This window comes from Streptomyces sp. WAC07094 (assembly GCF_036320405.1).
Taxonomy (GTDB): Bacteria; Actinomycetota; Actinomycetes; order Streptomycetales; family Streptomycetaceae; genus Streptomyces; species Streptomyces lannensis.
In genome coordinates this window covers 73,308-98,319 of sequence record NZ_JAVMJZ010000004.1, presented here as the reverse complement: position 1 = coordinate 98,319, position 25,012 = coordinate 73,308, and the positions used below count along the sequence as shown (strand labels likewise).

The 25,012-nt window shown below is 68.7% G+C and carries 27 protein-coding genes; 13 read left to right on the top strand and 14 right to left on the bottom strand.

What is annotated here, in order from left to right; translation table 11 throughout:
• Positions 1 to 239: 239 nt before the first annotated feature.
• On the bottom strand, positions 240 to 875 hold the full coding sequence (locus RCR19_RS42365; RefSeq protein ID WP_331270432.1) for a maleylpyruvate isomerase N-terminal domain-containing protein: 636 nt from the start codon (positions 873 to 875) through the stop codon (positions 240 to 242).
• 187 nt (positions 876 to 1,062) lie between these two features.
• On the opposite strand from RCR19_RS42365, the gene RCR19_RS42360 reads away from it, so the two are divergent.
• The gene (locus tag RCR19_RS42360; RefSeq protein ID WP_331270431.1) at positions 1,063 to 1,479 is read left to right on the top strand and encodes a hypothetical protein; all 417 of its coding nucleotides are present in this window, start codon (positions 1,063 to 1,065) and stop codon (positions 1,477 to 1,479) included.
• Between the two features lie 305 nt (positions 1,480 to 1,784).
• On the opposite strand, the gene RCR19_RS42355 is transcribed toward RCR19_RS42360, so the two are convergent.
• Positions 1,785 to 2,378 carry a helix-turn-helix domain-containing protein gene (locus RCR19_RS42355; protein ID WP_331270430.1) on the bottom strand — a complete coding sequence of 198 codons (594 nt, stop codon included), beginning with the start codon at positions 2,376 to 2,378 and terminating at the stop codon, positions 1,785 to 1,787.
• A 163-nt stretch (positions 2,379 to 2,541) separates the two neighbouring features.
• On the opposite strand from RCR19_RS42355, the gene RCR19_RS42350 reads away from it, so the two are divergent.
• Together RCR19_RS42350 and RCR19_RS42345 are read left to right on the top strand one after the other, a co-directional pair.
• Positions 2,542 to 3,423 (top strand): SDR family oxidoreductase, encoded by an 882-nt coding sequence (locus tag RCR19_RS42350; RefSeq protein ID WP_331270429.1) that lies wholly within the window; start codon positions 2,542 to 2,544, stop codon positions 3,421 to 3,423.
• A 598-nt stretch (positions 3,424 to 4,021) separates the two neighbouring features.
• Positions 4,022 to 4,384: a hypothetical protein gene (locus RCR19_RS42345; RefSeq protein WP_331270428.1), complete on the top strand. Its 363-nt coding sequence runs from the start codon at positions 4,022 to 4,024 to the stop codon at positions 4,382 to 4,384.
• A gap of 244 nt (positions 4,385 to 4,628) precedes the next feature.
• Here RCR19_RS42345 and RCR19_RS42340 read toward each other — a convergent pair whose 3' ends face one another.
• From RCR19_RS42340 to RCR19_RS42320, 5 genes are all read right to left on the bottom strand, one after another.
• Positions 4,629 to 4,874: a DUF5133 domain-containing protein gene (locus tag RCR19_RS42340; protein WP_331270427.1), complete on the bottom strand. Its 246-nt coding sequence runs from the start codon at positions 4,872 to 4,874 to the stop codon at positions 4,629 to 4,631.
• A 714-nt stretch (positions 4,875 to 5,588) separates the two neighbouring features.
• A complete protein-coding gene (locus RCR19_RS42335) occupies positions 5,589 to 6,179 on the bottom strand; it encodes a hemerythrin domain-containing protein (protein WP_331270426.1) in 591 nt (196 codons plus the stop codon).
• Between the two features lie 11 nt (positions 6,180 to 6,190).
• Entirely contained in the window at positions 6,191 to 7,390 is a 1,200-nt protein-coding gene (locus RCR19_RS42330; RefSeq protein ID WP_331270425.1) for a hypothetical protein, read from the bottom strand.
• Between the two features lie 477 nt (positions 7,391 to 7,867).
• The gene (locus RCR19_RS42325; protein WP_331270424.1) at positions 7,868 to 8,377 is read right to left on the bottom strand and encodes a hypothetical protein; all 510 of its coding nucleotides are present in this window, start codon (positions 8,375 to 8,377) and stop codon (positions 7,868 to 7,870) included.
• Between the two features lie 279 nt (positions 8,378 to 8,656).
• On the bottom strand, positions 8,657 to 9,319 hold the full coding sequence (locus RCR19_RS42320; protein WP_331270423.1) for a TetR/AcrR family transcriptional regulator: 663 nt from the start codon (positions 9,317 to 9,319) through the stop codon (positions 8,657 to 8,659).
• Positions 9,320 to 9,609: 290 nt separating this feature from the next.
• Between RCR19_RS42320 and RCR19_RS42315 the strand changes: the two genes are divergently transcribed.
• The 6 genes from RCR19_RS42315 (at position 9,610) to RCR19_RS42290 (ending at position 13,902) form a co-directional block, all read left to right on the top strand.
• A complete protein-coding gene (locus RCR19_RS42315) occupies positions 9,610 to 10,227 on the top strand; it encodes an ester cyclase (RefSeq protein WP_331270422.1) in 618 nt (205 codons plus the stop codon).
• A gap of 145 nt (positions 10,228 to 10,372) precedes the next feature.
• Positions 10,373 to 11,140 carry an SDR family NAD(P)-dependent oxidoreductase gene (locus RCR19_RS42310; RefSeq protein ID WP_331270421.1) on the top strand — a complete coding sequence of 256 codons (768 nt, stop codon included), beginning with the start codon at positions 10,373 to 10,375 and terminating at the stop codon, positions 11,138 to 11,140.
• A 300-nt stretch (positions 11,141 to 11,440) separates the two neighbouring features.
• Positions 11,441 to 11,800, top strand: coding sequence for a low affinity iron permease family protein (locus RCR19_RS42305; RefSeq protein ID WP_331270420.1), 360 nt, complete (start codon positions 11,441 to 11,443; stop codon positions 11,798 to 11,800).
• A gap of 195 nt (positions 11,801 to 11,995) precedes the next feature.
• On the top strand, positions 11,996 to 12,406 hold the full coding sequence (locus RCR19_RS42300) for a VOC family protein (RefSeq protein WP_331270419.1): 411 nt from the start codon (positions 11,996 to 11,998) through the stop codon (positions 12,404 to 12,406).
• Between the two features lie 300 nt (positions 12,407 to 12,706).
• Positions 12,707 to 13,228, top strand: a complete 522-nt coding sequence (locus RCR19_RS42295; protein ID WP_331270418.1) for a helix-turn-helix transcriptional regulator — start codon at positions 12,707 to 12,709, stop codon at positions 13,226 to 13,228.
• 5 nt (positions 13,229 to 13,233) lie between these two features.
• Complete coding sequence (locus RCR19_RS42290) at positions 13,234 to 13,902, top strand: glyoxalase (protein ID WP_331270417.1); 669 nt, start codon at positions 13,234 to 13,236, stop codon at positions 13,900 to 13,902.
• Between the two features lie 291 nt (positions 13,903 to 14,193).
• Here the strand turns inward: RCR19_RS42290 and RCR19_RS42285 are convergent, their stop codons facing one another.
• The gene (locus tag RCR19_RS42285) at positions 14,194 to 14,424 is read right to left on the bottom strand and encodes an antitoxin (RefSeq protein WP_331270416.1); all 231 of its coding nucleotides are present in this window, start codon (positions 14,422 to 14,424) and stop codon (positions 14,194 to 14,196) included.
• 126 nt (positions 14,425 to 14,550) lie between these two features.
• A complete protein-coding gene (locus RCR19_RS42280; RefSeq protein WP_331270415.1) occupies positions 14,551 to 15,204 on the bottom strand; it encodes a type III effector protein in 654 nt (217 codons plus the stop codon).
• A gap of 129 nt (positions 15,205 to 15,333) precedes the next feature.
• Here RCR19_RS42280 and RCR19_RS42275 point away from each other — a divergent pair, with 129 nt between their 5' ends.
• The 3 genes from RCR19_RS42275 to RCR19_RS42265 all read left to right on the top strand — a co-directional run bounded on the left by RCR19_RS42275 (position 15,334) and on the right by RCR19_RS42265 (position 16,762).
• On the top strand, positions 15,334 to 15,765 hold the full coding sequence (locus RCR19_RS42275) for an Hsp20/alpha crystallin family protein (RefSeq protein WP_331270414.1): 432 nt from the start codon (positions 15,334 to 15,336) through the stop codon (positions 15,763 to 15,765).
• A 101-nt stretch (positions 15,766 to 15,866) separates the two neighbouring features.
• Complete coding sequence (locus RCR19_RS42270) at positions 15,867 to 16,262, top strand: DUF2267 domain-containing protein (RefSeq protein WP_331270413.1); 396 nt, start codon at positions 15,867 to 15,869, stop codon at positions 16,260 to 16,262.
• Between the two features lie 65 nt (positions 16,263 to 16,327).
• Positions 16,328 to 16,762, top strand: a complete 435-nt coding sequence (locus RCR19_RS42265) for a DUF2267 domain-containing protein (protein WP_331270412.1) — start codon at positions 16,328 to 16,330, stop codon at positions 16,760 to 16,762.
• Between the two features lie 165 nt (positions 16,763 to 16,927).
• Here RCR19_RS42265 and RCR19_RS42260 read toward each other — a convergent pair whose 3' ends face one another.
• The 3 genes from RCR19_RS42260 to RCR19_RS42250 form a co-directional block, all read right to left on the bottom strand.
• Positions 16,928 to 18,259, bottom strand: a complete 1,332-nt coding sequence (locus tag RCR19_RS42260; protein WP_331270411.1) for an RNA polymerase sigma factor — start codon at positions 18,257 to 18,259, stop codon at positions 16,928 to 16,930.
• A complete protein-coding gene (locus RCR19_RS42255) occupies positions 18,232 to 18,651 on the bottom strand; it encodes a YciI family protein (RefSeq protein WP_059132830.1) in 420 nt (139 codons plus the stop codon). Before RCR19_RS42255 ends, RCR19_RS42260 begins: the two co-directional genes overlap by 28 nt.
• A gap of 302 nt (positions 18,652 to 18,953) precedes the next feature.
• Positions 18,954 to 19,811 carry a hypothetical protein gene (locus RCR19_RS42250; protein ID WP_331270410.1) on the bottom strand — a complete coding sequence of 286 codons (858 nt, stop codon included), beginning with the start codon at positions 19,809 to 19,811 and terminating at the stop codon, positions 18,954 to 18,956.
• A 1,419-nt stretch (positions 19,812 to 21,230) separates the two neighbouring features.
• Here RCR19_RS42250 and RCR19_RS42245 point away from each other — a divergent pair.
• The gene (locus tag RCR19_RS42245) at positions 21,231 to 21,842 is read left to right on the top strand and encodes an alpha/beta hydrolase (RefSeq protein ID WP_331270592.1); all 612 of its coding nucleotides are present in this window, start codon (positions 21,231 to 21,233) and stop codon (positions 21,840 to 21,842) included.
• A 281-nt stretch (positions 21,843 to 22,123) separates the two neighbouring features.
• On the opposite strand, the gene RCR19_RS42240 is transcribed toward RCR19_RS42245, so the two are convergent.
• Together RCR19_RS42240 and RCR19_RS42235 are read right to left on the bottom strand one after the other, a co-directional pair.
• Complete coding sequence (locus tag RCR19_RS42240) at positions 22,124 to 23,011, bottom strand: MBL fold metallo-hydrolase (protein WP_331270409.1); 888 nt, start codon at positions 23,009 to 23,011, stop codon at positions 22,124 to 22,126.
• 549 nt (positions 23,012 to 23,560) lie between these two features.
• Positions 23,561 to 24,946, bottom strand: coding sequence for an FAD-dependent oxidoreductase (locus RCR19_RS42235; protein WP_331270408.1), 1,386 nt, complete (start codon positions 24,944 to 24,946; stop codon positions 23,561 to 23,563).
• Between the last annotated feature and the right edge of the window lie 66 nt (positions 24,947 to 25,012).

Here is a 25,012-nt window from a genome sequence, read left to right as displayed (position 1 = left end):
GCCCCGGCGTCGTCTGCGTGCAGTCTGGGTGTGCCTGCAGCCGCCGACACGGATGCAGGCACACCCACGCCGGGTACCGTGGCGTGCGTCGGGTTGAACGACCCACCGTCCGTTTCTCATCGCCAGTCAACTTCTCGGCGACCCAGGCCGGCAGTCGGCCGATCGTTCAAGCACCCAGCCGTAGCGTCTCGGCCTCGCGCAATCTGCGCCATGACCTACCTCGAGCCACGCCGTGTGGTTCAGAGCGCATTGATCGCTGATGGCGCTCGCTCCACCCGAGACAAGGCGCGCAGCAATGCTGCTTGACCGTGCCGACGGACGGATAGATGCGTCAGCAGGGTGAGCACGGGTTCGAACGCGGCGCCGGTGATCTCGGGGGTGGTGATTCCCACGCTCACGGCAAGATCGTCCATATGCACGGCGAGTTCCATCATTCTTGTCACGAGGAAGTCGTTGAGGGTCAATGCCCACCCGCCCCAGGGGATGAACACCGCCGCGTCACCCGGCATCGCCGGGAGTTCGGCCTGCAGCTCGGCGAGAGCAGCGCGAGCTCGTTCCAGCAGCGGCTGCGCACCCTCGGAGGCAATCTGCTCCCCCCTCGCCCGGATGCCCGTGTTGGCTTCGCCGTCAAGCGGCTCATCAACCCACACGGCACGTGCGTAGTGTTCCAGTAGGGGGATCGGTGCCTCCGCGGACGCCGGCTCCTGTAGGACGGCACTGGCAGAGAAAATCTGGTGCATGAGGTGACCGGCCAGACCACCGACCGTCATCTCCGCCAACGCGCTGGGCTTCTCCCATGACGCAGCAACTTCACGTTCCCCCAGCAAGGTGACCGCCTGAGCCGCCACGCCCAGGTACGCGCCTTGGAGATTCATCTGTCCCCCGAATCAACTGCCACACAATGACGGGCTGTACGCAAGCAGCCAAGATAGCCCACAGAAGTCCATCACACCGCGTGCGGGCCCTCAACTGGCAGCTGGAGGTTTCAACGAGGGTGGGCATTACCGACCAACTAGTGCCGCATCAAGCAACGTTCGCCCTGCCGATGGCTACTCTGACGACGTGGCCGATGAAGAGCACAGTGGGAGCGGCTCGATCCGACGCCCCTCGTGGCACCACCCGGTAGTGTCCACTGTCGCACTGGAACTGGGCGGCCTTGCTGTCTCCGGGTCGGTCGCTCTGGTGGGGTGGCCGTTCGGGTGGCTGCCCGACACTGGTTTCGTCCTCCTCGTGACGGGCCTGATCGCGATCGGGCCTGCGGCTGAGTTGTACCGCGGGGCGGGCCCGCCGCGTCGGCTTGCTGTTGTCGCCGCTCTCCTTGCGCTGGCAACGGTGAGACTGCTCGTGGCTGCAGCAGTGAACTGGGCCTTTCCTGCGCTGGCTGATCCGGGCGTCGGTATCCTCGTCGGCTACCTTGTTGCGTTGCCCGTCGGCGTGGCTGTGTTGGCTTGGTTCCTCACCAGGGCGAACGTTGCCTGATGCGGCACTAGCGCAGAGGCCACCACGTCCACCGCGGCGCTGGTGGCGGTCGCGGATACCAACGCCCGCTGATTGCACGGCTCCAGCGTCATACGCAGGCCCGAAACACTGTGCTCCCGGACGGACCTGCTAGCCGAGAGCCCATGTCGGGTGCGGGCGATAGAAGCCGTTGTCGTACCGATCCTGCTGGGTGCGAGTTCGAGTGTGGTGACTCGGTCGCATGATCCTTTAGTTCCGGCGCATGCAAGAGGGCTGGGCCTCCTGCTGAAGGTGAGGCGCTGGACGGCAGCCGTCGGATTCCCGCGTCAGGTGGAGAGGCGGGGGCGGGCGTCGAGTTCGGCTGCACGCACCTGCAGGTCACTCAGGGCTGCTTGGGCGAGGGGCGGGAACGCTTCGTCGTCCTCCGCCTTCATCCAGCGCTCGACGGCGATGGCGAAGGCGAGCATCGCCACGTGCGCGCCCAGTCGGGCGGTCAGATCGTCCGTGCCTCGTTCGCGCAGGGCGGCGTTGATGGAGGCGGCGATCCGGGCATGCTTGAGCAGTCCGCGCTCCTGCAGTTCGCTGTTGGCCGCGACCACCCGCATGCGCTGGGCGGCCTTGGCCCGTTGCCGCGGGGTCATGGCAGCGTCGGTGGCCGCGAACGCCGCCTGCAGGCACTGGGCGGGCGTCGCGTCCGCAGCGGCAGCGCGAATGCCTTCGGCGAACAGGCCGGCCAGCACGTCCTCGCCGCCGAACAGGACCTCGCGTTTGTCAGCGAAGTGGCGGAAGAACGTGGCGCGGTTCAAGCCAGCGCGGTCCGCGATATGGGCGACGGTCGTCTCCTCGAAGCCGTTCTCCACGAAGAGGTCCAACGCCGCACTCTCCAGGCGCTCACGCGCGTCCGGTGCCCATCTGCTCACCAACACATTCTATGCGAAGCGATCGGGTCGCATCATTCAGCAGATGATGCGACGCAGTCGCATGAGTCGAATACTATTGATGCAACGGGGTCGCATCAGCCCTCTGCGCAACGGCAGCTGAGCCACGCGTCCTCCCTCCGGCTGTGATCAAGGAGTCCTTCCCATGCGTATCTTCATCACCGGTGCTTCCGGCTGGATCGGCTCAGCCGTCGTCCCCGAACTCGTCAACGCCGGCCACCAGGTTCTCGGGCTGGCCCGCTCGGACGCCTCCGAGCGGGCAGTGATCGCCATGGGCGCCGAGGTGCTGCGTGGCGACCTGAACGACACCGACGTGCTGCGCGCCGGCGCCCTCGGCAGCGATGGCGTCATCCACCTGGCCTTCGTCGTGCCCAGCATGAGCGAGGCTGCGACGCGGACCGATGCCAAGGCCATCGAGACGTTCGCCGCCGCCCTCGCCGGCTCCGGCAAGCCCTTGGTGATCTCCGGCGCAACACTCGTCACACCTGGTCGGCCCGCGACCGAGCGCGACGAGCTCGTCGCGGCGGGCCCCGTCGCTGCCCGCATCGCCAACATGCGGGCAGCGCTCGCAGCCGCAGAGGCAGGCGTCCGCACCTCCCTGGTCATGCTGCCCCGCTCGGTCCACGGCCAAGGGGAGCGTCACGGCTTCGTCCCCCAGCTCATCGCCACGGCTCGGGCCAAGGGCGTCTGCGGCTACATCGGTGACGGCACCAGCCGTTGGCCCGCCGTCCACGTCAAGGACGCCGCGGCCCTTTACGGGTTGGCCGTCGAGCACGCTCCCGCCGGCTCCGTCCTCAACGCGGTCGGCGACGAGGGCGTGCCGGTCCGCGAGATCGCCGAGGCCATCGGTCGGCACCTCGACTTGCCGGCGCGCTCTCTGCCCGCCGAGGAGTACGACGGGATACTTATGCGCCTCCTCAGCACCGACATGCCGGCCTCCAGCACCATCACCCAGCAACTCCTGGGATGGAAACCCACCCACCCCGGCCTCATCGAGGACATCGAACAGGGCCACTACTTCGTTTGACCGACCACCTGCCGCAGGCGTGGGAGGTCGTTTTCGCAGCGATCTTGTCGGGTGCCGGTTCGATAGGGGTGACTCGGTCGCGTGATCTTCGGCTGCGGTATGCATGAAAGCGGGGCCTCCTGTTCAGCTCGGGATTGTCGAAGTCCGAACAAGCTGGCCAGGAGGCCCTTGTGTCGCAGTCTTGCGGTTCCGCAACGACGGAGTCCAACTCGGTTGCCCGGTCGTGTGATTGCCTCGCTCACCGGTTCGGGAATGCGGGCGACCGTCCGGGCCGCGAGCCGCGGTACCCTTCGGACATGTCGGACGCGAAGTGGGCGGTCGTGCACCCTTCAGATCAAGTTCGGTACGACAACGGCTTCATAGAGTGCATGCGTGCGGCCCCTGCCGTCGAAGGCAGGCCGATCGCCTGCGTCTGCGGGATACCGCTGTCCTGACTACGGCCTCGGCGCCCGCCCCACATGAACGATCAGCCTTCACTGACGACGCCCAACGCGGTTGTACCGGCTGGGACAGCGTGCACAGGGAACCCGCACGTTGCATGATCACCCCGACCATGCACACTGCTGAGCGAATGCAGTAGCCAGGGATGGGGAGCAAGGTGGGACTTCGCAGTTGGTGGCACCGTCGCAAGGCGAACGCTCAGATCGAGCACATCGTCCAGGCAGTGAATGCCGGGCGTGCTCTGATGGCCGACGCAACCGCGTTTGAAGCATCCGGAGCCCTCCAGAAGATCGCCGGAGTCGCAGAGGTCTGCGACGACCACCTTCACTTCAAATCTGACACGGAGCTCAAAGCCAGAGCCGCCGGCTGGCACATCTCCCGTTCCGAAATCGCCGCGGTGCGCGACGGTGACGCCCCGGGCGAAGTCGTGATCACCTTTTGCACGCCAGGACGCTTCCGCGTCATCGCGGTAACACCCCTAATGCATGCCGATAAGTGGCGCTCTCTCGCCATGGATTGAGTCCGGACGGCGACGGGTCAGCACCTGCCGGCCTACGCCGCATGAAACGCTGCTCGACCATCCCCCCGAAGAGGAATCCCCGGACGCGTCTGGCCCACGTGGTGACAGTGCGTGCGCCATCGCCCACAGCCCCCCGCCCTGCGCCGGGCAGAGGCAGGTCCGCACACACGCCTGACGGGTCAGGCGTCTGCGCTCCGGGGAACGCGAGGGAAGCCAACGGAACACGTCGTCGGGCGAGTCTGGCTCACGCGGCAAGCCTGGCGTCCTCTTGTACGGAGCCCTCACGATCGGCGCTCAAGCGGTGCAGCAACGCGTCCGCTGCTCGCAGAGCCTGTTCTGCGCTGCGGGTCCCGGTCATCACACACAGCGTGTAGGTGGCGTCCTCCAGAGCCCGGCTGGTGCGGCCGGTGGGGCGTACGTCGTGCTCGATGCGCGCATCAGCAAACCTCGCCAGTGCAGCGCGCAGTTCCTTCTCCACCGGAAGGATCATGGTGGCTCCTCTCCCACAAGGCACAGCTCGCAAGGCGGGCGAACGCCACCGCGAGGCACAGACCGCGTACAGGGCCCAATGCCACTCCCCCATACCGAGCAGCATCGAGCAGCTCTCAGGTGCCCCGCATCAAAGGGCCTATGCCTGCCGACGTGGTGAGTGGTGCGAAGAGCACGCTGAAGGACGTCGTGAGCCGCCGCACGATCGCCGGGATCTGCCCGGCCATGCCTGCAGTCGTCCTCGTCCCAGGGCAGGCCCTGGCCACTCATCGGAGATGCTGCTCACCATGCATGTCAGCTTGGGCGCCACGTGGTGTGGCGCCCAGGCCTCTTCGCCCGGCAGGCTATGCGACATGTGCGTCCGCGCTTCGATCCCCGTGGCCCGCCTCGCCAGATGAGGGAGCGCGGCGAGGCGGGCCCTGTGGGGATCTCACCATTGGCATTAACTGTGGCACGTACGGAGCGTCAGAAGAGGTGTCCACGCGGCCGCAACCCTTTCGGGTGATCCGCTTGTCCGCTGGTCAGCCGCATACCGGCCAGCCCATGCGGGTCATGCGGTTCCCACTGTTCGAGTCTCTGCGTCACGGTGGCGCTGTATCAGCGGTGCGCGCGGCTGAAGGTGTGCGCGTCTGCCGCATCTTCCCTCCTCCTCTTCGCTCTCTCGAGGAGAAGGGGCCGCCTGCGGCGCCTGGCTGTAGTGGGGTTTGCCTCGGACTCAGTCGCTGCCCATGGCTTTACGGACTGCGTCTTTGGTGCGGTCCATGAGGGCGGCAACGGGGCCCAGGGCCACGTTGCGGGCAAGAGACTCGACGCCGGGATGAGGATGGGTGGGAGCCATGGCCTCGGCCGCCTTGACCGCCTTGGCCATGACGGCGAGGTTGGTGGCGTCGGTGTGGCGGCGGATGTGGATGAACTCGTAGCGTTCTTCCGCCCGGGCGTGCTCCTGCACGTCCTTGCGGAGCTTCATCAGCTGCGGCATGAACTTCGGGTCATCGGTGTCCATCTCGTCGAGCGTCGCAAGGGTTTCCTTGGCGGCTTTCTCTTCGGCGAGGCGGTCCTCGACCACCTGCTCACCGCCCGGCACCATCCGCCGGACGAAGGGATGGACGACCTCTTCCTCCGCGGTCTCGTGGACGGCCAGCAGCCGCACCAGGCGGTGGAAGGCGTTACGGCGTTCCTTGCCCTTGCTCTGCTCGACCTCGTCGAAGAGGTTGCGGATGTCACCGTGCTGGCGCATCAGCAGAGCGACCACGTCGGTGTCCTTGGCCTTGTCGCCGCCGGCCCGATGGGTGCGCGGTTCGGACATGTTCGACTGCCTCACTTCTCGCGCAGGGCGGGGTCGGGGTGCTCGCCTTCGGATTGCACGCGGTATTCGCGGCCGAACATGTCGTCGTGTTCCGCCATGACCCGCTCGCTGGGCGGCTCTTGGCCGCCGTGGATCTGCTCCTGCATCTTTTCGAACCGCTCATGCGCTTCACGCACGTAGCCGGCTCCGAGCGTGGTGAGGTCCATCTGGGTGTCGAGCAGCCCTCTGAGGTACTGCTTGTTCGGCGCGAAGGTCACTACCTTGGGCAGCTCCGGCGCCAGGACCTCCTGCGGCTCGCGCCCGTCGTAACGGCGCATCATGTCGCAGGCGGAGTGCAGGTGTTCCAGCTCCATGTTCAGGTGCAGCTCCCAGATGGCCTGCACCTTGGGGTCGCTCTCCTGCTCCATGAAGGAGTAGTACAGGTAGCACTCGTTGTACTCGTGGTTGACCAGCTGCTCCCACCACGTCTCGCCCGGGTCGACCAGCGACTCGTAGTGCGTGACGTGCTCCTCCTCGATGAGCCCGATCTCCTGGTAGAGCTGACGGGCGATCGGCTCCATGTAGGTGGGGCCGGTGTTCATGTAGAAGTTCATCGTCTGCTGCTCCGCCGACATGATCGTCAGGGCGTGGAGCTTCGACAGGGGGTTCGCCTCGTTCTTGTCGTACGGGTCGCGGACGTTGTCGTACGGGTCACGGTGGTGGAATTTCGTGGGCCGGCCCGGCATGACCTCGGTGAGGTTGTCGACGATCGACTCCGCCTTGCGGTGCTCGATCATCTCGTACAGGTTCGCGTACCGGTACAGGTGGTCGAAGTCCTCCAGCACACCGAACTGGTAGGCCTGCCTCAGGTACGGGTCGGGCTCCATCCGTGCGACCCACGCCGTGAGGTCCACCGCGACCTGCTCGTAGGCGATCGTCGTCTCCAGCACGGAGGAGACGCCCGGCAGCAGCCAGTTCACGACCTTCTGCTGCTGTGCCTCGATGTACCGGGTCCGGGCGAGCTGCCGCTTGACGTCGGGATCGACGGTGTTGCGGGCGAGCTGGTGGCTGAAGAGGATCGCCTCCACCTCGATGCCGTTCATCGTGATGATCCGGCACCGGGTGTAGGGGTCGCCGCGGTCGGGGTCGATCGGCTGCACGTTCATCTCACGCCAATTGCGCAGCTGACGGTCCAGCGGGATGCCGCGCTGTTCCAGCGGGTTGAAGGTCACATCTGCCTCCTCGACGGGCCTGCGGGGCATGCCTTTTCGCCGCGTGGCGCGACCTGGCGCCGGACGGTACCCGGCCATGCTCGGTGCTGCGCGAGCCGATTGCCGCCGCCGCGTGCTGCACGGCGAGGTATCTCACCCGTTAAGAGGAGTTGATGAGGGCGACCGCCGGCGGCAGACCAACCGAGCGTGCCGCTGGCCTGTCGACGTGCGCGGCACGAACGCAGAGGTCACCCTCACAGGCACGCGACGAACGCCACCGGCATGCGCGGGCTTGCGGTCACGGGACCGTCCGGTGGAAAGAGCCTGTGCAAGGCCTCAGCCGGACTGACGGCGTTTGCCACCGGCGGCAAGAGATCCCCTTGGAGCCACTGCCAGCTGCAGCTCGGAGCGAGTAGGCGTGTCGGACATGCCGGCGGTGGAGGGGCATCAGTTGTTTCTGCGGCGCGCGCCAGTTGCTGGCGGTTCAGGCCGCGTCGCTCAGCCCTGGGCCAGGCGTTCGCGCAGTGCGTGCCGGTGCAGGTTGGCGACGGGCGCCAGCAGATCGGGGTGCCGCAGCAGCACTGCGGCCTGCTGGTCGCGGTCGTCGGGACTGACCAGCCGACGAAAGTCAAACGTCAGTCCGCCCGTATGCTCGCACTCCGTCAGGTGCGCCACGGCCTGCGCGGCAGCAGCGGTCGCGGTGAGCAGGCATGCCGCCCAACTCGCCACCACTTCATCGACCCAGGACCGCCACGCATGGTCCGCAACGTCTGCGCTGGAGGCTTCGGATCCCACGAGCCAGTCCAGCCGTCCCGAGCCGCCTGGGCCCGCCATCGTGAGCAGGGCGGCATCCGTCGCTGTGGGGTAGCGCAGCCATGCGGCGACCGTCACCGCCTGGCGGGCCTGAGCTTCTGCCAGCGATGCTCCCACAGGGCCGCCATCGTGAGGGTAGGACCGCAGGAGCCACTGGGTGGTGGCGGCTATGACCGGGGAGAGGTCGGCCTGCATTCCACTGCTCCTTTCGGCGGCGCCCGGCACGCCGACCAGTGCAGGGGGCCGTCCTCGAGCGAGGCGACTCTACAACCACGTCAAAAGAGTCAAAATGGCGCAAGTCACACCATCTGGTGTCGATGGTTGAGGACGCGGGGAACCGGCTCGCCGCGAGGTCGGAACACATGCTCAGCCGAAGGCCGCCTCCGCGTACGCCGGTTACCGAACCGGGTGATCAAGGTCGACACACCATTGGGCACGGAAGCTGAAGGTCAGGCCCGGGCGGGAGGGGGTGTCTCATGCATGCGGTGGGAGCAGGCCGTGCAGGACGACAGCGGAGAGCGCGTCGGCCATGGCGGTCCTGTCGTGCTCTGCTGTCGGCCGGACGTCGGGGCTGAGCCGGTCGGCTATCGGGTCCTGGGCCAGGGCGAGTGCGGGGCCCGTGACGGCGAAGTACAGGATGTGCGCCGGGACGCGGGGAATGCGGCCGGCCGCCATGAGGCTGCTGACGGTCGGCTCGATGCTGTCCCAGAACGGCTTGATGAACTGCTGGTGGAGATAGTCCAGGCGGCTGGAGTCCCGGGTCGACTCGTCGGTGAGCAGCCGGTTCATGGCGGAGTCGTTCGCGGCAAGCCGGTACAGGTGGACGATGACGGCTCGCAGGCGTTCCTCGGCGTCGCGGCAGTCGGTAAGAAGCCGGTCGAGCGCGGGCTGGCCGCCCTGCAGCCCGAAGTCCACCACCGCGCGCCAGAAGTCGTCCTTCGACCCGTAGCGTTCGTGGATGAAGTTGTGGCTCACGCCGAGCCGCCGGGCCAGCTCCCTCATGGTGGTCGCGGCGTAGCCGAGCTCGGCGAAGGTGTCCAGGCCCCGCCGGAGGATTTCGCTTTCGGGCAGCCGGACGGGGGCGTACTTGCCGCGCGCCCTCGCCTCCGGCGCCTCCTGCGGTGTTCCGTCGGTCACTCTGGCCTCGCTCCGTTCGCCCTGGTCCACCCGATGTCGATCGCTCCTGCCCGCTCACGCCGCCCGGGATGGCCCGTCGTGCCTGGTGAGCGGCGTGCGGGTCCGCAGGCCCCGGCAGGGCGGCGAGGCAGTCACTGGTGTTCTGAGTCTTCCATGCCGGTCGCCGGCCGGTAGGTCACGGGAGGTTCGATCCGGCAACCGCTTGACGCATGTCAAGCTCAGACGGATGCTTGACGCGTCAATCACATCGGTTTGCCGTCGGGCGCCGATGCTCAGCTGAGGAGTGCCTTGTGATCTCCACCAAGACCCGTGAGGCCGTAACCGCCCCCGCCGCTACCGCGTCCGCGGGACGCAAGAAGGTGCTCGGCGTCGTGGCCGCTCTGGCCGCCGCCGGTGCGCTGACCGCGGTGGCCGTCCCTGCCGCGGCTCAGAGCCCGGCACCGCACGCCGCCTCGTCCGCTCACTCGGCCCACCACCACTACCTGTCGCCGCTGCAGGTCGCCTCGGCGTACTACGCCAGCTACAACGGCGACCTGGCCGCCGGCTTCGACCGCTACATCTCCAAGGACCTGGTGCTCCACGGCTTCAACGGCCCCGAGAACCGGGACGACTGGATCAACGGCGACCTGAACATCAAAGCGGGGCTCACCGGCTTCAAGATGACCGTCCTGGACCAGATCGTGGAGGGCGACAAGGTCGTCACCCGCTGGAGTTTCGCGGGCCGCCACACCGGCACGGTCTTCGGCATCCCCGCCTCCGGCCGCGACGTCCAGCTCAGCGGCATCTCCATCGACCGCGTCATCCGCGGCCAGTCCGTCGAGCACTGGTCGGAAGGCAACTTCGGGGTGTTCCTGGACGAGCTGCGCGGTCAGACGCCTCCCGGCACCGTTCACCCCAGCACCAAGTAGCCGCTCGAACGGCCCGCATCACCGGGCCGCAGCACACGCCCCGGCCGGACACCGGGCCCCCGGGCGCGCGACCTGCAGCGTGCGCCCGGGGGGCCGCCGCACCACCCAACCCACCCCGCACACCCCTGTGACCAGGAGCATTCCCATGGCATCTCTTCTTGACGGCAAGATCGCGCTGATCACCGGCACCGGCGCAGGCATGGGCCGCGTCGCGGCCCAGGTCTTCGCCAGAGAAGGCGCGAAGGTCGTCGGAGCCGACATCCACCCCGACGCCAACGAGGAAACAGCAGAACTCGTCCGCCGTGCAGGCGGCGAGATGACCGGCATCGCACCGGTCGACCTCACCGACCCCGAGCAAGCGCGGCGCCTCGTCGATAATGCCGTGGCCGCCTACGGCGGTCTCGACGTCATCTACAACAATGCCGCCTCGCTGCGCTTCGGCCCGCTGCCCGACTTCTCCATCGAGGACTGGCACGCCACCATCACCGGCGAGCTCGACATCCCCTTCTTCATCTCGGAGTTCGCCTGGCCCCACCTGGTGCGCCGCGGCGGCGGCGTCATCATCAACGTCGCGTCCATGGCCGGCATGATCGCCGGACACAATCCCCCGATGGTCGGGCACACCGCAGCCAACGCCGGCGTCATCGGCATGACACGGCAGATGGCTCTTGAGGGCGCACCCCATGGGATCCGCGCAGTGGCCATCAGCCCCGGCCCCGTGCTGACCCCGGCCAGTGACCGCGACCTCGGCGACAACCAGGCCGCCCGCGAGGCCATCACCGCAAAGACCCTCCTCAGGCGCTTCGCCCGGCCCGAGGAGATCGTCGAACTCGGTGCCTTCCTCGCCTCAGACCGCGCCTCCTACATCACCGGGGCCAACTACGCAGTCGACGGCGGCGCCAGCGCCTGGTGACGCATCCCCCGGCTTTTTCAGAACCACGCAAGGGCGGCCTGAACGCTGCCGTGGTGGCTCCGGCAAGACGCTTGTATATGGCCGCCGCAATGCTCGCCGGCAGTGCGGCAGTCGAGTGGATGAGGCGGCCAGACCCTCGGCGGCCGGCACAGCCGCCAGGCCGCTCAGCGTGCCCGCCACGATCACGTAACCACGGCGTTCCGCCGACGGGCCCTTGCCCAAGGTGCTTTGGAACGCGTTGGCGCCTGAACTTGCGGGTACTCGATCACTCCCCAGCCCCTCCTGCGGAAGGCCAGGCCCATGCTCGTTCAACATCCCGCAGCGGGGAAAAGGGGACGGTTCGAGCGGTTCTCCGAAGCGGCGTCGAACTTCACCAGCTCGCCGGCCTTCTACGTGGTGTGCCTGGTGCTGGTCGCCCTGTTCATCGCCGCACACGCGGCGGGACTGGAGATCACCTGGCAGTTGCTGGCCGGGGACCTGATGACGTCCGTCACCCTGCTGTTGCTCGCCCTGCTCAAGAATGCGGAACGGCGGGCCGAGCACGCGATCCAACGGAAGTTGGACGCGATCGCCGCGGCGCTGCTGGAGCAGGACGAGGGCCAGGCACGCAAGGCGCAGGAAAACCTTCGCAAGGCCATCCGCATGGAAGACGAGGTCTGACCGACGACGCATCCGCCCCTCCGGTTCGAGTCGCCCGGCGCAGTACCGGCGCCAAAAGGCTTTGGGCGGTCTCAACGTCTGGGCAGGGCATGTTCGGCAGGCTTTGACGTCCTCCCGGCCCCAGGCGAGCGCGGCCCGGAGGATCGATCAGGAATTGAGAAGCACACGCGAGGGGGCTCCTTCTAGCCTGCCGTCATGGACATCACCATTCACACGAGCTTTCTGCCGCACGACGACCCGGACGCCTCGCTCGCCTTCTACCGCGACGTCCTCGGTTTCGAGGTCCGCAGTGACGTCGGGCAGGGCAGGATGCGCTGGATCACGGTCGGGCCGGCCGGCCAGCCCAGCACGTCCATCCTCCTGGCCCCGCCGGCCGTCGATCCCGGGGTGACCGAGGACGAGCGCCGCACCATCACCGAGATGATGGCCAAGGGCACCTACGGGTGGATCCTGCTGGCCACCCCGGACCTCGATGCCACGTTCGAGAAGGTGCAGGCCGGTGACACCGAGGTCGTCCAGGAGCCGACCGAGCAGCCGTACGGCATCCGTGACTGCGCCTTCCGTGACCCCGCGGGCAACCTGGTCCGCATCCAGGAGCTTCGCTGAGCCCGGCATCGATGCCGCCGTCACGGCCGGCGCAGCGACTGCGTTTGCGGGACCCGGCACACCACCGGCTAGGCGCCCTGCCCCCCTTTGCCGGCCGCCCGAGGGGCCGCGTCCGCGCGCCTCGTCGCACCGGGGGGTCCGACAAGGCCGTCCCGTTGGCGTCCGGTGCTTGCTCAAGCGGCTGCTCGGCCCGGCTGGGCCGGACCTCATCACCCACTGCCTGCGGGGTGCCTGCCGCGGCAGGCACCCCGCAGGCGGTCGCAGGCGTCGTGGGAAGAGGAAAGAATGGGGAGTGATCCTATGTGTCGGCCCGAGTGGCGGCGTGCGCGTGTCCAGGCGCAGCGGCTGGCCGATTTCGCGCGGTTGCGTCGCGTCCGTGACCGCATCGACCGGGAGTACGCGCAGCCGCTGAACGTGGAGGAGCTCGCCCGCGGTGTGAACATGTCCGCCGGGCACCTCAGCAGGCAGTTCCGGGCCGCCTACGGCGAGTCGCCGTACGCGTACCTGATGACGCGTCGCATCGAGCGCGCGACGGCCCTGCTGCGGCGCGGCGACCTCAGCGTCACGGAGGTCTGCTTCGCGGTCGGCTGCGCGTCGCTGGGCACGTTCACCACCCGCTTCACCGAGCTCGTCGGTATGCCTCCCGGGGCCTTCCGGCGCCGTGTGGCCGATGCGGCGGCCGACCGCACCGATGCCGTACCTGCGGCCGGGGACGGGAAGCCGACGGTCACAGTGGAGGGGATGCCGGCGTGCGTGGCGAAGCAGGTGACCAGACCCGTCAGGAATCGAGAAGCCCCGGCCGCCGGGCAGCACCTAGCGTGATGGCCATGGTAACCACCGCACCCACCCTGTCCCTGGCATCCGTCACCCTCGAGGTGGCCGACCCCGATGCCGCCCACCGCTTCTACACCGCCTTCGGAGTGGACACACACCTGCGCCTGCGCGCGTCCGAGGCGCACTCCAGCGGGTTCCGCGGCTTCACCCTGGCGCTCACGGTGTCCGGACCGGCCACCGTCGACAGCTTCCTCGCCGCCGCCGTGCACGCGGGGGCCACGGTGCTCAAGCCCGGCGCGAAATCGCTGTGGGGCTACGGCGGCGTCGTCCAGGCTCCGGACGGCACGATCTGGAAGGTGGCGACCTCCGCGAAGAAGGACACCGGCCCGGCCACCCGCGAGATCGACGAGGTCGTCCTCCTGCTCGGCGTCGAGGACGTGAAGGCCAGCAAGCAGTTCTATGTCGGCCGGGGCCTGAGCGTGGCCAAGAGCTTCGGTGGCAAGTACGCCGAGTTCGCCGCCGGCGACTCCCACCCGGTCAAGCTGGCCCTGTACAAGCGGGGCGGCCTGGCCAAGGACCTCGGCGTCCCCGCCGACGGCACCGGCTCCCACCGCATCGTCCTGGGCAGCACCGCCGGCGCCTTCACCGACCCGGACGGATTCGCCTGGGAGACCGCCACTTCGCTCACCACCGTGCCGCCCGCGGCGTCTTCGCTGTCCTGAGCTCCGCACCTGCCTGCCCCTGGAGGCGGTGCGCTCGACAGTGGCGCTTGCTGTCCGTCGCTTCGTCGAAGCCTGGTGGCCGTCCTGTGATCCTCTGCGCCGGCGGGCGGCCCAACTCGGGTGATCGTGGGATGCATTCCATGTCTCGCAGGTGCACGCGGCAGCCTTGCTAGGGCCCTTGCCCGGTGCGCGCCGACCGCCTCCGGGCAGGACGGTACCCCAGGGGAGGGCACTACCGGTGGCGCCGTGACCGGTCAGGCGGACTCCATAGCGCGTACGTGTCGATGGCGATCAACCGCCCAGCCTGCCCTCGTCGATCGCTGCCAGCACGTCGTCAGTGGTGTACTTTGCGGTGGCCTCGCGCTCCAGTCGTACAGCCATTTCCTTCACGGTCGGCTTGGCGGTCTCTGCAGCGATCAACTCGTGCATGTACGTCTGGAGGGACTTCCCGGCCTGGGCGGCACGGGTCTTGAGGACACGAATCTGATCTTCGGGCACGTCCCGGATGGTCAGCACGCTCATATCTGCATTCTGGCGCGGTCTTCTGCATTCGGCAGATCCGTGCTCCGGCTGCGGCCTGCGGCGACGGGCCACTGCATGGCCGGCATACCGACAGTTTGCGCGGGTGGGCCCGATGGTGCCGTGTGGTCAGCCGGGGGTGGGTGGAGGCGTGTCGGGGCCCGTGAGGGCGTCCAGTTGGGCGGCGAGGTCGGGGTGGGTGGCTGTCAGATGGGGGCGGGCGGCTTCGAGCGGGTGGAGGAGATCGGCCGGGTCGTCCTGGGCCAGGGCCGCATGGAGTTGGCTGAGCGGGCGACGGGCGGCGGTGGGCAGGTCGGTCAGAGCGGTGATCTGGCCGGCGATGCGGCGCAGGTCGGCGGCGTTGCGGCGGGCCCAGGTGGCAGCCGTGCGTTGGGCGGCGCGATGTTCGCGGGTGGCCTGGACGCGCTGTTCGCCGGTGGTTCCGGCGGGCCCGGGCCGACCTCGCAGGTAGCGCCGTTCGGCGGCCTGGCGGCTGGCGACGCCGAGGGGATGGGCGAGGTCGGCCCAGCTCGCTCCCGCGTCCCGGGCAGTCTCGATCAGCCCGGTCTCCCATCCGGCGAGCTGCTCGCGTACCTGCCGCAGGAGCAGGAGGCAGGCGAGGGCCTGTTCCGGGCCAAGGCCCAGGTCGGAGGAGTCGGGGGCCTCCAGATGGGCGCCGCGCAGGGCCTCGTCTATGGCTTCAAGGGCCGAAGCGGCGGCGAGGAACGACGCCGGGCTCTGGGCGTCGGCGCGGGACGAGGCCGGCTGGTCGGCTGGGGTCATGGCACCTCCTTCAATGAGCGTCATCGTGTGGACGACACCATGTTTGTCATCCATTGGATGACATGCTACAACGGTCTCAGTGAGGCGCATTGGCAGCAACTGCCTGAACCTGCTGGAGGTGTTTTCACGATGTTGATGCGCACTGACCCCTTCCGTGAGCTCGACCGGCTGACGCAGCAGCTGCTGGGTCCGGGCACCTGGTCGCGGCCGGCCGCGATGGCGATGGACGCCTACCGCGAGGGTGACGAGTACGTGGTGGCCTTCGACCTCCCCGGCGTCAGCGCGGAGGCGATCGACATCGACGTCGAACGGAACATGCTGACCGTCAAGGCCGAACGCCGGCCCGTGGCGAAGGCCGACGACGTGCAGATGGAACTGTCGGAGCGACCGCTGGGTGTCTTCTCCCGCCAGATCGTGCTGGCGGACACGCTGGACACCGACCGCATCAAGGCCGACTACGAAGCCGGGGTGCTCACCCTGCGCATCCCGATCGCCGAGCGCGCCAAGCCCCGCAAGATCGCCATCGGCGGGCGCTCCGACCGCAAGGAGATCGCCGGCTGAGCCGGCCGATACGGGTCGAACGGCGGCGGAGGACGGGCATCTGATCTCCCCTTCATCCCGTCCTCCGCACCCACAGCACCGAAGGAAGGGTGGCGGCCGACGTGACCCTGCGATGGGAAGCGTTCCTGGACTACGTCCAAGAACGCGGCACGTACGACAGCCGGCAGGAGGCGGAGCGCGCGTCCCGCGTGGTCCTCGCGCTGCTGGGCGCCCATCTGGTCGGAGACGTGCGCGCCCAGCTGGCAGCTCGCCTGCCGGAAGACTTCGCCCTGATCCTGCTCAACCCGCTGCACAGCGCCGAACCCCTGTCACCGGAGCGCTTCGTGCGCGCGACGGCAGCCTGGATCGAAGGAGCCACCGAACAGACCGCGGCCTGGGACGTCAGCGCCGTCCTCAGCACGGTCGCCGACGCTGTCGGCGACGACCTGCTGGGGCAGATCCTGCTCCAGCTGCCCGGGGGCTACGACCTGCTGTTCGGCCGCCCCCAGCCCACCTGACCACCTCCATCCCTGGTGTCCACGCACCGGCACCAGACCGATTGAGAAAGGCACATACCGCAGTGATGTCCGACAGGCGTGCGCCCTTCCAGCACCTGTCCGCGATAACCTACGAGCAGCTGCTGGAGAAGGTCCGCTACGAAGGCGCCTACCCCACACGGGAACGGGCCGAGCAAGCCGTCCGCCTGGTCCTCGCCGGCCTTGGACGCCAGCTGACGGGCGACGAACGCGTCGAGCTGGCCGCCCGCCTCCCTCTGGAAGCCGCACAGACCCTCAGCGGGCAGATTCCGGACATCCAGCCTCTGACCGGCTTCGACTTCGTCAAGGACCTCGCCGATCGCACCGGCGCCACCATAGCCACCACTCGATGGGACACCGGCTCGGTCCTCTGCGCGGTGGCAGCCCTGGCCGGGCCCGACCTCCTCACCCGCATCCTGAACCAACTCCCCTGCGGGTACGCGCTGTTGTTCGGCCGCGCGGAACTCACCCCCGCCGCATGAGCGGGCCCCGCTCCCTGGGCACCCCGGCGCAGGGGTGACGCCGATCGTCGGTCCAAGCCCTGGTCTCCACTCGGGACCAGGGCGCCCTTGCGATACGCCGCGCCCGCCAGCAGGCAGCGAGGGGCGGGCTCCGCCTGGCGGCTGCTCGCCGGGCTGCACCCGGTGTCACTCCAGCGCAACTGCCTTGCGCAGCAGCACTGATCGTTCACGGGTGTTGCGGCACAGGCGGGCGGCGAGTTCCAGCTCGGTCCGTGCCTCGGCAGTCCGGCCGAGCTGGATGAGCAACTCGCCACGCACGCTCGGAAGCAGGTGCGAGCCCGACAGGCGGCCGGAGGCCGTCAGTTCGTCCACCACGGTCAGCGCCTGCTGCGGGCCTTCAGCCATCGCGATGGCGACGGCCCGGTTGAGCTCGACGATGGGTGAGGGTGCAAGGCGGCAGAGTGCCTCGTACAGGAGCACGATGCGCTCCCAGTCCGTCTCCCGCACCGAGGACGCCGACGCATGGCACAGGGCGATCGACGCCTGCAGACCGTACGGTCCCAGGCCGCGTCCGAGGGCCGAGGAACGGCCGAGCGCAGCCACACCTCGACGGATCGCCGACCGGTCCCACAGGCGCCGATCCTGATCCTCCAGGAGCACTGCCTCGCCATCCGGGCCGGTGCGTGCGGGAAAGCGTGCGGCCGTGAGCTCCAAGAGGGCAAGCAGCCCGTGCACTTCCGGGTCGTCGGGCTGCAACGCGGCCAGCATCCGGGCCAGTCGGATGGCCTCGTACGCCAGGTCGGGGCGCAGCAGGCGGTCACCGGTGGTCGCCGTCGAGCCCTCGGTGAAGATCACGTACAGCACGCTCAACACACCTCCGAGCCGCTTGTGCCGTTGCTGTGCCGGCGGCAGCTCGAACGGCACTCCGACCGCGGCGATGGTCTTCTTCGCCCGCGTGATCCGTGCCTGAATCGTCGGTGTGGGCACCAGGAACGCCCGGGCGATCTCCTCGCTGGACAGACCGCCGACCACGCGCAGCGTCAGGGCCACGCGGGCCTCGGGCGAGAGCACCGGGTGGCAGGAGATGAACATCAGCGCAAGGACGTCGTCGTCGATCCGGTCGGGATCCCACGGCAGGTCCTCCGACCGGCCCGGCGGGTCCACCACACCCGAGCTCAGGTCGCCCTCGGTGAGCCGGCTTGCGAGTACGGCGTACCGCGCGTCGAGTGCCGAGCGGCGGCGAAAGCTGTCGATGGCGCGTCGGCGCGCGGTCGCCAGCAGCCAGTTCACCGGGTGCGTCGGAGTGCCGTCGCGCGACCAGGTGACGAGCGCCTCCGTCACCGCCTCCTGGGCGACGTCCTCGGCGAGCTCGAAGTCACCGGTGTAGCGGGCCAGCGCGCCTACGATCCGTGCGGACTCGATCCGCCAGACGGCCTCGACGGCCCGCCGTGCCGACTCGGCGCTCGGCGGGCCGCCGGCGGCCTCGGGCGTCACAGCTGGCCGGTCCTCTCGCGCCAAGCCCGCTCCTTGATGATCCACTCGTTGTCCTGCGGGAATTCCTCGATGCCCGGAACGCGGCGGACCTCGCACTTGGAGCCGGCGACCGCCGGGAGCCGCTTGGCCCACTCGACGGCCTCCTCCTTCGATGCCACGTCGATCACGTAGAAGCCACCGAACAGCTCCTTCGTCTCACCGTACGGACCATCGGTGACCACCGGCGTCTCACCACTGAAGTCGACCACCACACCCTGCGCAGGGTCGTCCAGGCCCTCGGCGGCCACGAGCACGCCGGCACGGATCAACTCCTCGTTGAAGCGGCCCACCGTCTCGAGCATTTCCTCGAAGGGCGTGGCCATCATCTTCGCAACGGATTCGTCCGTGCCGCGCATGATGAGCATGTACTTCGCCATCTTCGGTCTCCTTGGCAGAAGGGCCGTCTCTCGGCCCTCTCACCTCAAGGTCGAACGAGGCGGACGCGGATCAACAGGCGGACAAAAAAATCCTTGGCACTCAGGTCGGGGACACCGTATCCGGGAAGTCCGTGCGCCGTGGAAGGGCTGGGCGGGGCTGCGGCGATCCTCAGGTGGCGGCCCTTCGTGCTGGTCACGGCACCGTGTCCACCACTGCGATCACGGCGCCACCCCTGCTCGCCGTGCCGCGATGCGCGGCCCCCGCCACGAACACCGCCGAGGACACGGGCCGGGGGGCGGTGCTAGGACCTGTGCTGCCGCCGGCTCTTGACGAACCACCTGCCCGCTGCGGCAAAGGCCAGCACCCCAGCCGCCAGCACCCAGTGCTGCCAGCGCCAGAGCGGGTTCTGCCACCGCCACAGCGGCGCAGGTGCGGCCTCGACGGGGATCGCGTCGCGGTCGTTGCCCGCCACCGGGTCGTTCGGACCGTACACGGTGATGGAGCCCTCGGCACCGGGAATCCGCTTGTCGATGCGGATGTGGAAACCGATGGTGACGGGGGATCCAGGCTGTGGGGCGCTTCGCTGCGAGAGGTCGCACAGGAAGAAGTCGTTGTCCTTGTCCTGCGGTGGCCGGCATGAGTATCTCCGGTCGTCGTCGTCCCCTTCCCAGGGAATGGACGTGACCGTGGTCCCGGCCGGGGGCACCACCGCGAACGATCCGAGGGCTGCGCCGTCCGGGGTACCGGGGCCCAGGTTCGCCACACCGAAGCGGACCACGGCGGTGTCCCCCACCCTGCCCTTGACCGTCTCGCTGACGGGAACGTAGTCGGCGGACGGAGTCGACCGGGACACACCGACGACAAGAGCGGCGCCCCGAGGCACCCGGTCGGCGCCGTGCAATGCGGCAGGGGGCAACATGCGGACGGCGGCGGCCCCAAGCCGTTGCGGCGGCTGGTTGCGGCGGCTGGTGAGCCGCCACCCGCCGCTCTCCCCGCGGGCACTGCCTTTGACGGTCACCGAGGCCGTCTCGGCACGTAAGGCGGTCTGATCGACCAGCGCCGACGAGGGCTGCGCCCACCCCTGTCCCGCCGCGGTCCCGAGCGCGGCCAGGGACACGACGGCCGCGCCGATGCGGCGCGCGGCGGCACGCTCAACCATGGGGCCCGAACCTTTCTGCCCGCATCCTGTCTCACACATCCCTGCGCGGTCGGCGGATCCTGCCGCGACAGCACACCGGCGAGAGGTTAGCGTGCCCTGAAAGCCGCTCACCGCAAGCAGTCGCAGGCACCGTGGGCAGTCGTGCACCCGCACCTCGGCCGTTCATGATCCATTCGGGCGGCGACCTCCCGTGCCAGCCGGTCTGCCTCGGCGCGCATCGATGCCCCGTCCCTGGGTCACCAGCAAACGCAGCCGATCATGCGCCAGGCGTGCTGCGAGCGCCCCGGACTCCTGCGGTTCGCGCAGCAGCCGGACCCCGCTGCCTCGGCTCGTGCCGTATCAGGGTGAGGTCGGTATGCCAGGGCATGGCAGCGGCCAACGGTCGCCGGTCCATGAAGCTGCAGCCGTCGAAGGGAGCCGTCCGAACCGCCCGTGGCGCACTCCCGGCATCGTCGGCTGGGCCGGCGGCCCGGACAGCACCTCGAACACCCGGTGCATCGCCCGATACCGACCCGGCGGCCCGGTCACGCAGGGCGTTCGCTGCGGGCCGGACCTTCCCCCAAGCCCTCCAGGCCGATCAGACCTGCGGTGAGCTGCACCGGACCGGCCTTGCACCCCGGCCGACTCGGCCCCGCAGTCCGGGCGCGCAGCCCGGTCCTCGAGCGCCCCTGCGCCTGTCAGGACGGCGGACCACGATGCCTTTATCCCTTTCTGAAAACGGCAGGGAAGGAATGGAAACATCGGAACCCGTTGGGGCCGCACCTGGATCCCGGGTGGGTGCGTCTCCAAGGACGCGGTCGGTCCCGAACCGACCTCTCGGCAGAACAACTGCTGTGCTGACCACCGCCAGGGCGATCAGGAAGCTGATCGCCCAGGCGAGTTGAGGCCCCCGGGTACGAGACCCGGGCGTCAACGCGCGGCGGTGGAACTCCTGTCGGCCGACCAACAGGGCGGTAGCGAAGGGGCGTCGACTGAGGGGCCACCCGTTTCGGCTGCGCAGGTCACTCACTTGAGACCGGGGTCGGCGGTAGCCGGTGACCTCCTAGGCGGGCTCGAGGCGGCCCACGAGCGGGCGTTCCCCGCTCTCGAACCGGCCGGCGGACAGAGCGTAACCAACCTCATTCGCGGCCACAGAGTCCAAGCGGTTCGTTGCTGTACCCGGGCCGGGGCGCCTGCCGTTCGTCTGGGCCGTTGATCCGACTGCCTGAACTGTCTTACGGGCCGGAACGTGACGAAGACGCGACTGTCGGGCGTGGACTGCCAGGACGTGCACCCCGGTTGAGGGAATCCCACCTGCCAGGTGTCGCCCAGCTTCAGTGCGGCCTCCGCCGGTTCACGTCGGAAGATCATCTGCATCGTGGCCTTACAGTTGCCGCGACCCGTGGATCGGGTTCGGGACGAAGGAGACAGGTGACCGAGATGCCCAGCTCGCCTCCGCCGGCGCGGCGCTTCCTCATGGTGCACGGTGTGCAGCACCGTCGCCCGCGGGACCACTGGCTGTGGTGGTTGACCGAGGCCCTGCGTCAGCGGGGTGAGCAGGTGCTCTATCCGCAGTTCCCCACGCCCGAGCAGCCGTCGATGAGTGAATGGATCGATCTCCTGCACGCCGAGCTGGCCCAACTCGGCGAACAGGAACGCGTCGTGGTGTGCCACTCCCTGGGCTGTGCCCTGTGGCTGCACGCCGCTCAGAGCCTGCCGGAGGACCTGCGTGTCACCCGGGTGCTGCTGGTGTCCCCGCTGGGTGACCAAGCGTTCACCGCGGCCAACGGCAATGAAGAGTTCAGGCTCGACGGCATCGACCGTGAGCTGCTTACCGCCGCGTCGGCCAAAGCGCCGCATGTGGTCGTCTCGGCGACCGATCCCTACGCTCCCGCCGACCCACGCGCGTGGAGCGCTGCGCTCGGATTGGACTGCGACGTCCTGCCCGCCGCCGGCCACATCACCCCTCAGGACGGATACGGCCCATGGCCGGCTGCACTGGACTGGTGCCTGCGCGAACAGAGCCCCGTGTCCCCCGCCACCGGACCGTGAGCGCGGATGGATCCATGGCCGGTCGTCGTCTGCGGCTCACACATGACCTGACGATGCCCGGCGCGTGCCCTACGGACCCGCCGCGGCAGGCAGAAGAACGGCCGCGCTGTCGTTGGAGAGGTCGCCGCAATCAACCGGATGCGTAGCGCGGCTCCTGGCAGAAGGCCGTCTTGGGCCGGCGCCGCCTTTACCGGCGTCTGGGTTGCTCGCCGCGTCGACATCCTCTTTCTGCTGCCGGGGTGGCCGAGGGGCCTCGGTGTCGCGGATGGTGGGCTCGCCGCTCATTGGCTCAGCACCGCGGGGATGTTGACCTGGAAGTGGATGAATTCGTACATGCTGTAGTCGCTGTATTCCTTCATCGCGAGCGCCTCGCGGGCCTGATCGGGGGGCAGTTTGCTGTCCTGGGCGTCCCGCGCCAGGCTGATCAGTTTCTCGAGGTAGGCGATGGAATGCAGGATGTCGGCGCGGCGCATGGTCCGGCCGTGGCCCGGCACGATCAGGGTGTCGTCGTCGAGGATGTCGTGCAGGCGCCGGTAGGTGACGAGCGCCTCGTCGGCTCGCCCTTCCAACAGCCAGGGGAATGCCGGGGGCGGCGCCTGCAGCATGTTCCCGACGAAGACGATGTTGTCCTCGCGTATGCGCACGACCAGGTCGCCGTCGGTCTGGGCGTAGCCGATGTGCTCGATGTCCACATGCTTGCCTCCCAGATCGAGGGAGCAGGACCCGGTGACCGTGACGTCCGCTGAGCGGGCCACGGCCTCTTCGATGCCGGCGTTCGCGCCGAGCAGGTCGATCATGAAGGCGCGGTCCTGCTCGAAGCGCTCGTCGATGACACGCTTGGTCGCCTCGTGATGGATGATCACCGTCTGCGCCGGGAAGGCGAAATTTCCGAAGCAATGGTCGCCGTGGAAACTGGTGTTGACCAGGAACCGAATGGGCAGCGGGGTCGCTTTGCGCACCTCGCCGATGACCTGGGACGCCAATCGGCCGTTGCTCAGCGACTCGACCACCAGCACTCCTGAATCACCCACGGCGAACCCGGCGTTGGTCGCGGTGTGGTCGGTGGCATCGACGTCGCTCGCCATGACGGCGTACACCCCCTCGGCGAGTCGGTGCGGGTGCATCTGGACGTCGGCGAGTTCGAAAGGCCTGTTCTTCTGGTGGTGCATGGTCCTTTTCTCCTGGGAAGGCGGAACGGCTGATCGACCTCGTTCGGCCAGGCCGTCGGCGCACACGTCGTCGACCGCGGACGTCGGCCGGACCCGCCGCACAGCGAAGGAGGCGACGGCTTTCTCCTCCTCCTGCATCATCTCCGTCGCCGACTGGAATCTCTTCCCGACGTGTGCACGGGGTCCTGCCTCGTCGAGTGGTCAAGGTGTCTCCTGGCAGGAGGACAGCCGTGTCGACGCCGCGTGAGGGGTAGTGCGGCAGGCGATGCAAGCTTTTCGCGTATACGCCGGGTCCGTGGATTCACGCAGCGCCGATCGGCTTGCGGCGGGTCCCCGGAGGTGGCAAGCCGCGCCGCGTGACGCCGTCCGGCAAACCGACCGGTGTCGTGGCGGTGACGGTCCCCCCTTGGGCCGCCGCGCACCGCACCGCCTCGGCCTTCGCCACACGCACTCCGGCTTGCGTTGGTGTGGCGTATCTGGCCGAGACAGGTGCCTGTGACCGCGTGCCGTGTCTGGGCGGACGCCCATCGGGATGCGCGGCCGGGCCGGTCAGGGCAGGACTTTGTCGAAGACCTCGTTGAGGGCTTCGGTCGAGCTCGGGTGGGTGTAGATCGAGTCGCGGAGCTGGGTTGCGGTGATGTGGTGCCGCATGGCCAGCGCGACGGTGTTGATGATCTCCTGCGCGTCGATGCTGAGCAGCGCGGCTCCGAGGATCAGGTCGGTGTCCGAGTCCACGATGAACTTCATGACACCGCGGGTCTCCTCGACCGTGTAGGCGCGGGGCATGGCCACGATGTCGGCGACCTTCTCCCGCGCGACCGTGATGTTCAGCCCTTGTGCCCGCGCCTGGCTCTCGGTCAGCCCGACGGTGGCAAGCGGCGGGGTGATGAACAGGGTGTGGGGCACCGCCCTGCGGTCACCGGTGGTGCGCTTGCCCTCGCCCAGGAGCTGGTCCAGGACGATGCGCGCGTCGTCCAGGGAGATGTAGGTGAACTGCTCGCCGCCGTTGACGTCGCCCAGTGCGTAGATGTGCGGCTGGCTGCTGCGCAGGTACTCGTCCACCACGATCGCGCCGTTCGGCGCGGTGTGGACGCCGGCGGCGTCGAGATGGAGGCCGGCCGTGACGGGGCGGCGCCCGGTGGCGGGCAGCAGCGCGGATGCCTCGACGGTGTGGGTCCGCCCGTCCTTGTCGTACACGACCGTGGAGACGGCGCCGTTGTCGCGGACCTCGGTGACCTTGGCGCCGGTGATGATGCGGATGCCGTCGCCGGTGAGGATCTCCTGGACGGCCTCGGCGATGTCCTCGTCCTCCCGGGGAAGGAGCCGGTCGGCTGCTTCCAGGACGGTGACCTCGGTGCCGAAGTGCCGGTAGATGCCTGCGAACTCCAGGCCGAGGTAGCCGCCTCCCAGGACGACCAGACGCTCGGGCAGGTTCTGCGTCTGGGTGAGTTCCGTGCTGGAGACCAGGTGGGAGCTGTCCGCGAGGCCGGGAATCGGGGGGATGACCGGCTCGGACCCGGTGTTGACCAGGATCGTGGGGGCGGTGACGGTGATGAGGTCCCGTCCCTCCCCCACCGCGACGGTGTGCGGATCGAGGAACCGGGCCGTGCCGGTGATGACCGTCGCGGTGTCCTTGCCGTTCAGCGCCTCGAAGTTGCCGGCGCGGAAGGCGCTGGTCAGCGCGCGGACGCCGTCGACCGACTGGGCGAAGTACTGCTGCGCGTCGTCCTGCAGGCGCTTGGTGGTGGCGTAGTGGACGAGCATCTTGGTCGGTACACAGCCGACGTTCGGGCAGGTCCCGCCGTACATGTTCGCGGACTGTTCGATCAGGACCACTCGGCGGCCGGCGTCGGCGAGCACGCGGGCGGCGGTCTTGCCGCCCTTGCCGAAGCCGATGACCAGAATATCCGCGGTGAGCGCTGTGGTGATCTCCATGCCTCGAGTCTGCGACGCCCTGCGCTGGTACAAATAGACTCGACCGTCTCGCTTTCCTGCCCGAAA

Coding starts and splice junctions, on each gene's coding strand:
- RCR19_RS42300 (WP_331270419.1), top strand. CDS start 11,996: ATGGACATCACCATTCACACGAGCTTTCTGCCGCACGACGACCCGGAC.
- RCR19_RS42305 (WP_331270420.1), top strand. CDS start 11,441: ATGCTCGTTCAACATCCCGCAGCGGGGAAAAGGGGACGGTTCGAGCGG.
- RCR19_RS42310 (WP_331270421.1), top strand. CDS start 10,373: ATGGCATCTCTTCTTGACGGCAAGATCGCGCTGATCACCGGCACCGGC.
- RCR19_RS42280 (WP_331270415.1), bottom strand. CDS start 15,204: ATGACCCCAGCCGACCAGCCGGCCTCGTCCCGCGCCGACGCCCAGAGC.
- RCR19_RS42265 (WP_331270412.1), top strand. CDS start 16,328: ATGTCCGACAGGCGTGCGCCCTTCCAGCACCTGTCCGCGATAACCTAC.
- RCR19_RS42290 (WP_331270417.1), top strand. CDS start 13,234: ATGGTAACCACCGCACCCACCCTGTCCCTGGCATCCGTCACCCTCGAG.
- RCR19_RS42340 (WP_331270427.1), bottom strand. CDS start 4,874: ATGATCCTTCCGGTGGAGAAGGAACTGCGCGCTGCACTGGCGAGGTTT.
- RCR19_RS42235 (WP_331270408.1), bottom strand. CDS start 24,946: ATGGAGATCACCACAGCGCTCACCGCGGATATTCTGGTCATCGGCTTC.
- RCR19_RS42350 (WP_331270429.1), top strand. CDS start 2,542: ATGCGTATCTTCATCACCGGTGCTTCCGGCTGGATCGGCTCAGCCGTC.
- RCR19_RS42275 (WP_331270414.1), top strand. CDS start 15,334: ATGTTGATGCGCACTGACCCCTTCCGTGAGCTCGACCGGCTGACGCAG.
- RCR19_RS42325 (WP_331270424.1), bottom strand. CDS start 8,377: ATGCAGGCCGACCTCTCCCCGGTCATAGCCGCCACCACCCAGTGGCTC.
- RCR19_RS42335 (WP_331270426.1), bottom strand. CDS start 6,179: ATGTCCGAACCGCGCACCCATCGGGCCGGCGGCGACAAGGCCAAGGAC.
- RCR19_RS42295 (WP_331270418.1), top strand. CDS start 12,707: ATGTGTCGGCCCGAGTGGCGGCGTGCGCGTGTCCAGGCGCAGCGGCTG.
- RCR19_RS42255 (WP_059132830.1), bottom strand. CDS start 18,651: ATGGCGAAGTACATGCTCATCATGCGCGGCACGGACGAATCCGTTGCG.
- RCR19_RS42240 (WP_331270409.1), bottom strand. CDS start 23,011: ATGCACCACCAGAAGAACAGGCCTTTCGAACTCGCCGACGTCCAGATG.
- RCR19_RS42250 (WP_331270410.1), bottom strand. CDS start 19,811: ATGGTTGAGCGTGCCGCCGCGCGCCGCATCGGCGCGGCCGTCGTGTCC.
- RCR19_RS42245 (WP_331270592.1), top strand. CDS start 21,231: ATGCCCAGCTCGCCTCCGCCGGCGCGGCGCTTCCTCATGGTGCACGGT.
- RCR19_RS42365 (WP_331270432.1), bottom strand. CDS start 875: ATGAATCTCCAAGGCGCGTACCTGGGCGTGGCGGCTCAGGCGGTCACC.
- RCR19_RS42285 (WP_331270416.1), bottom strand. CDS start 14,424: ATGAGCGTGCTGACCATCCGGGACGTGCCCGAAGATCAGATTCGTGTC.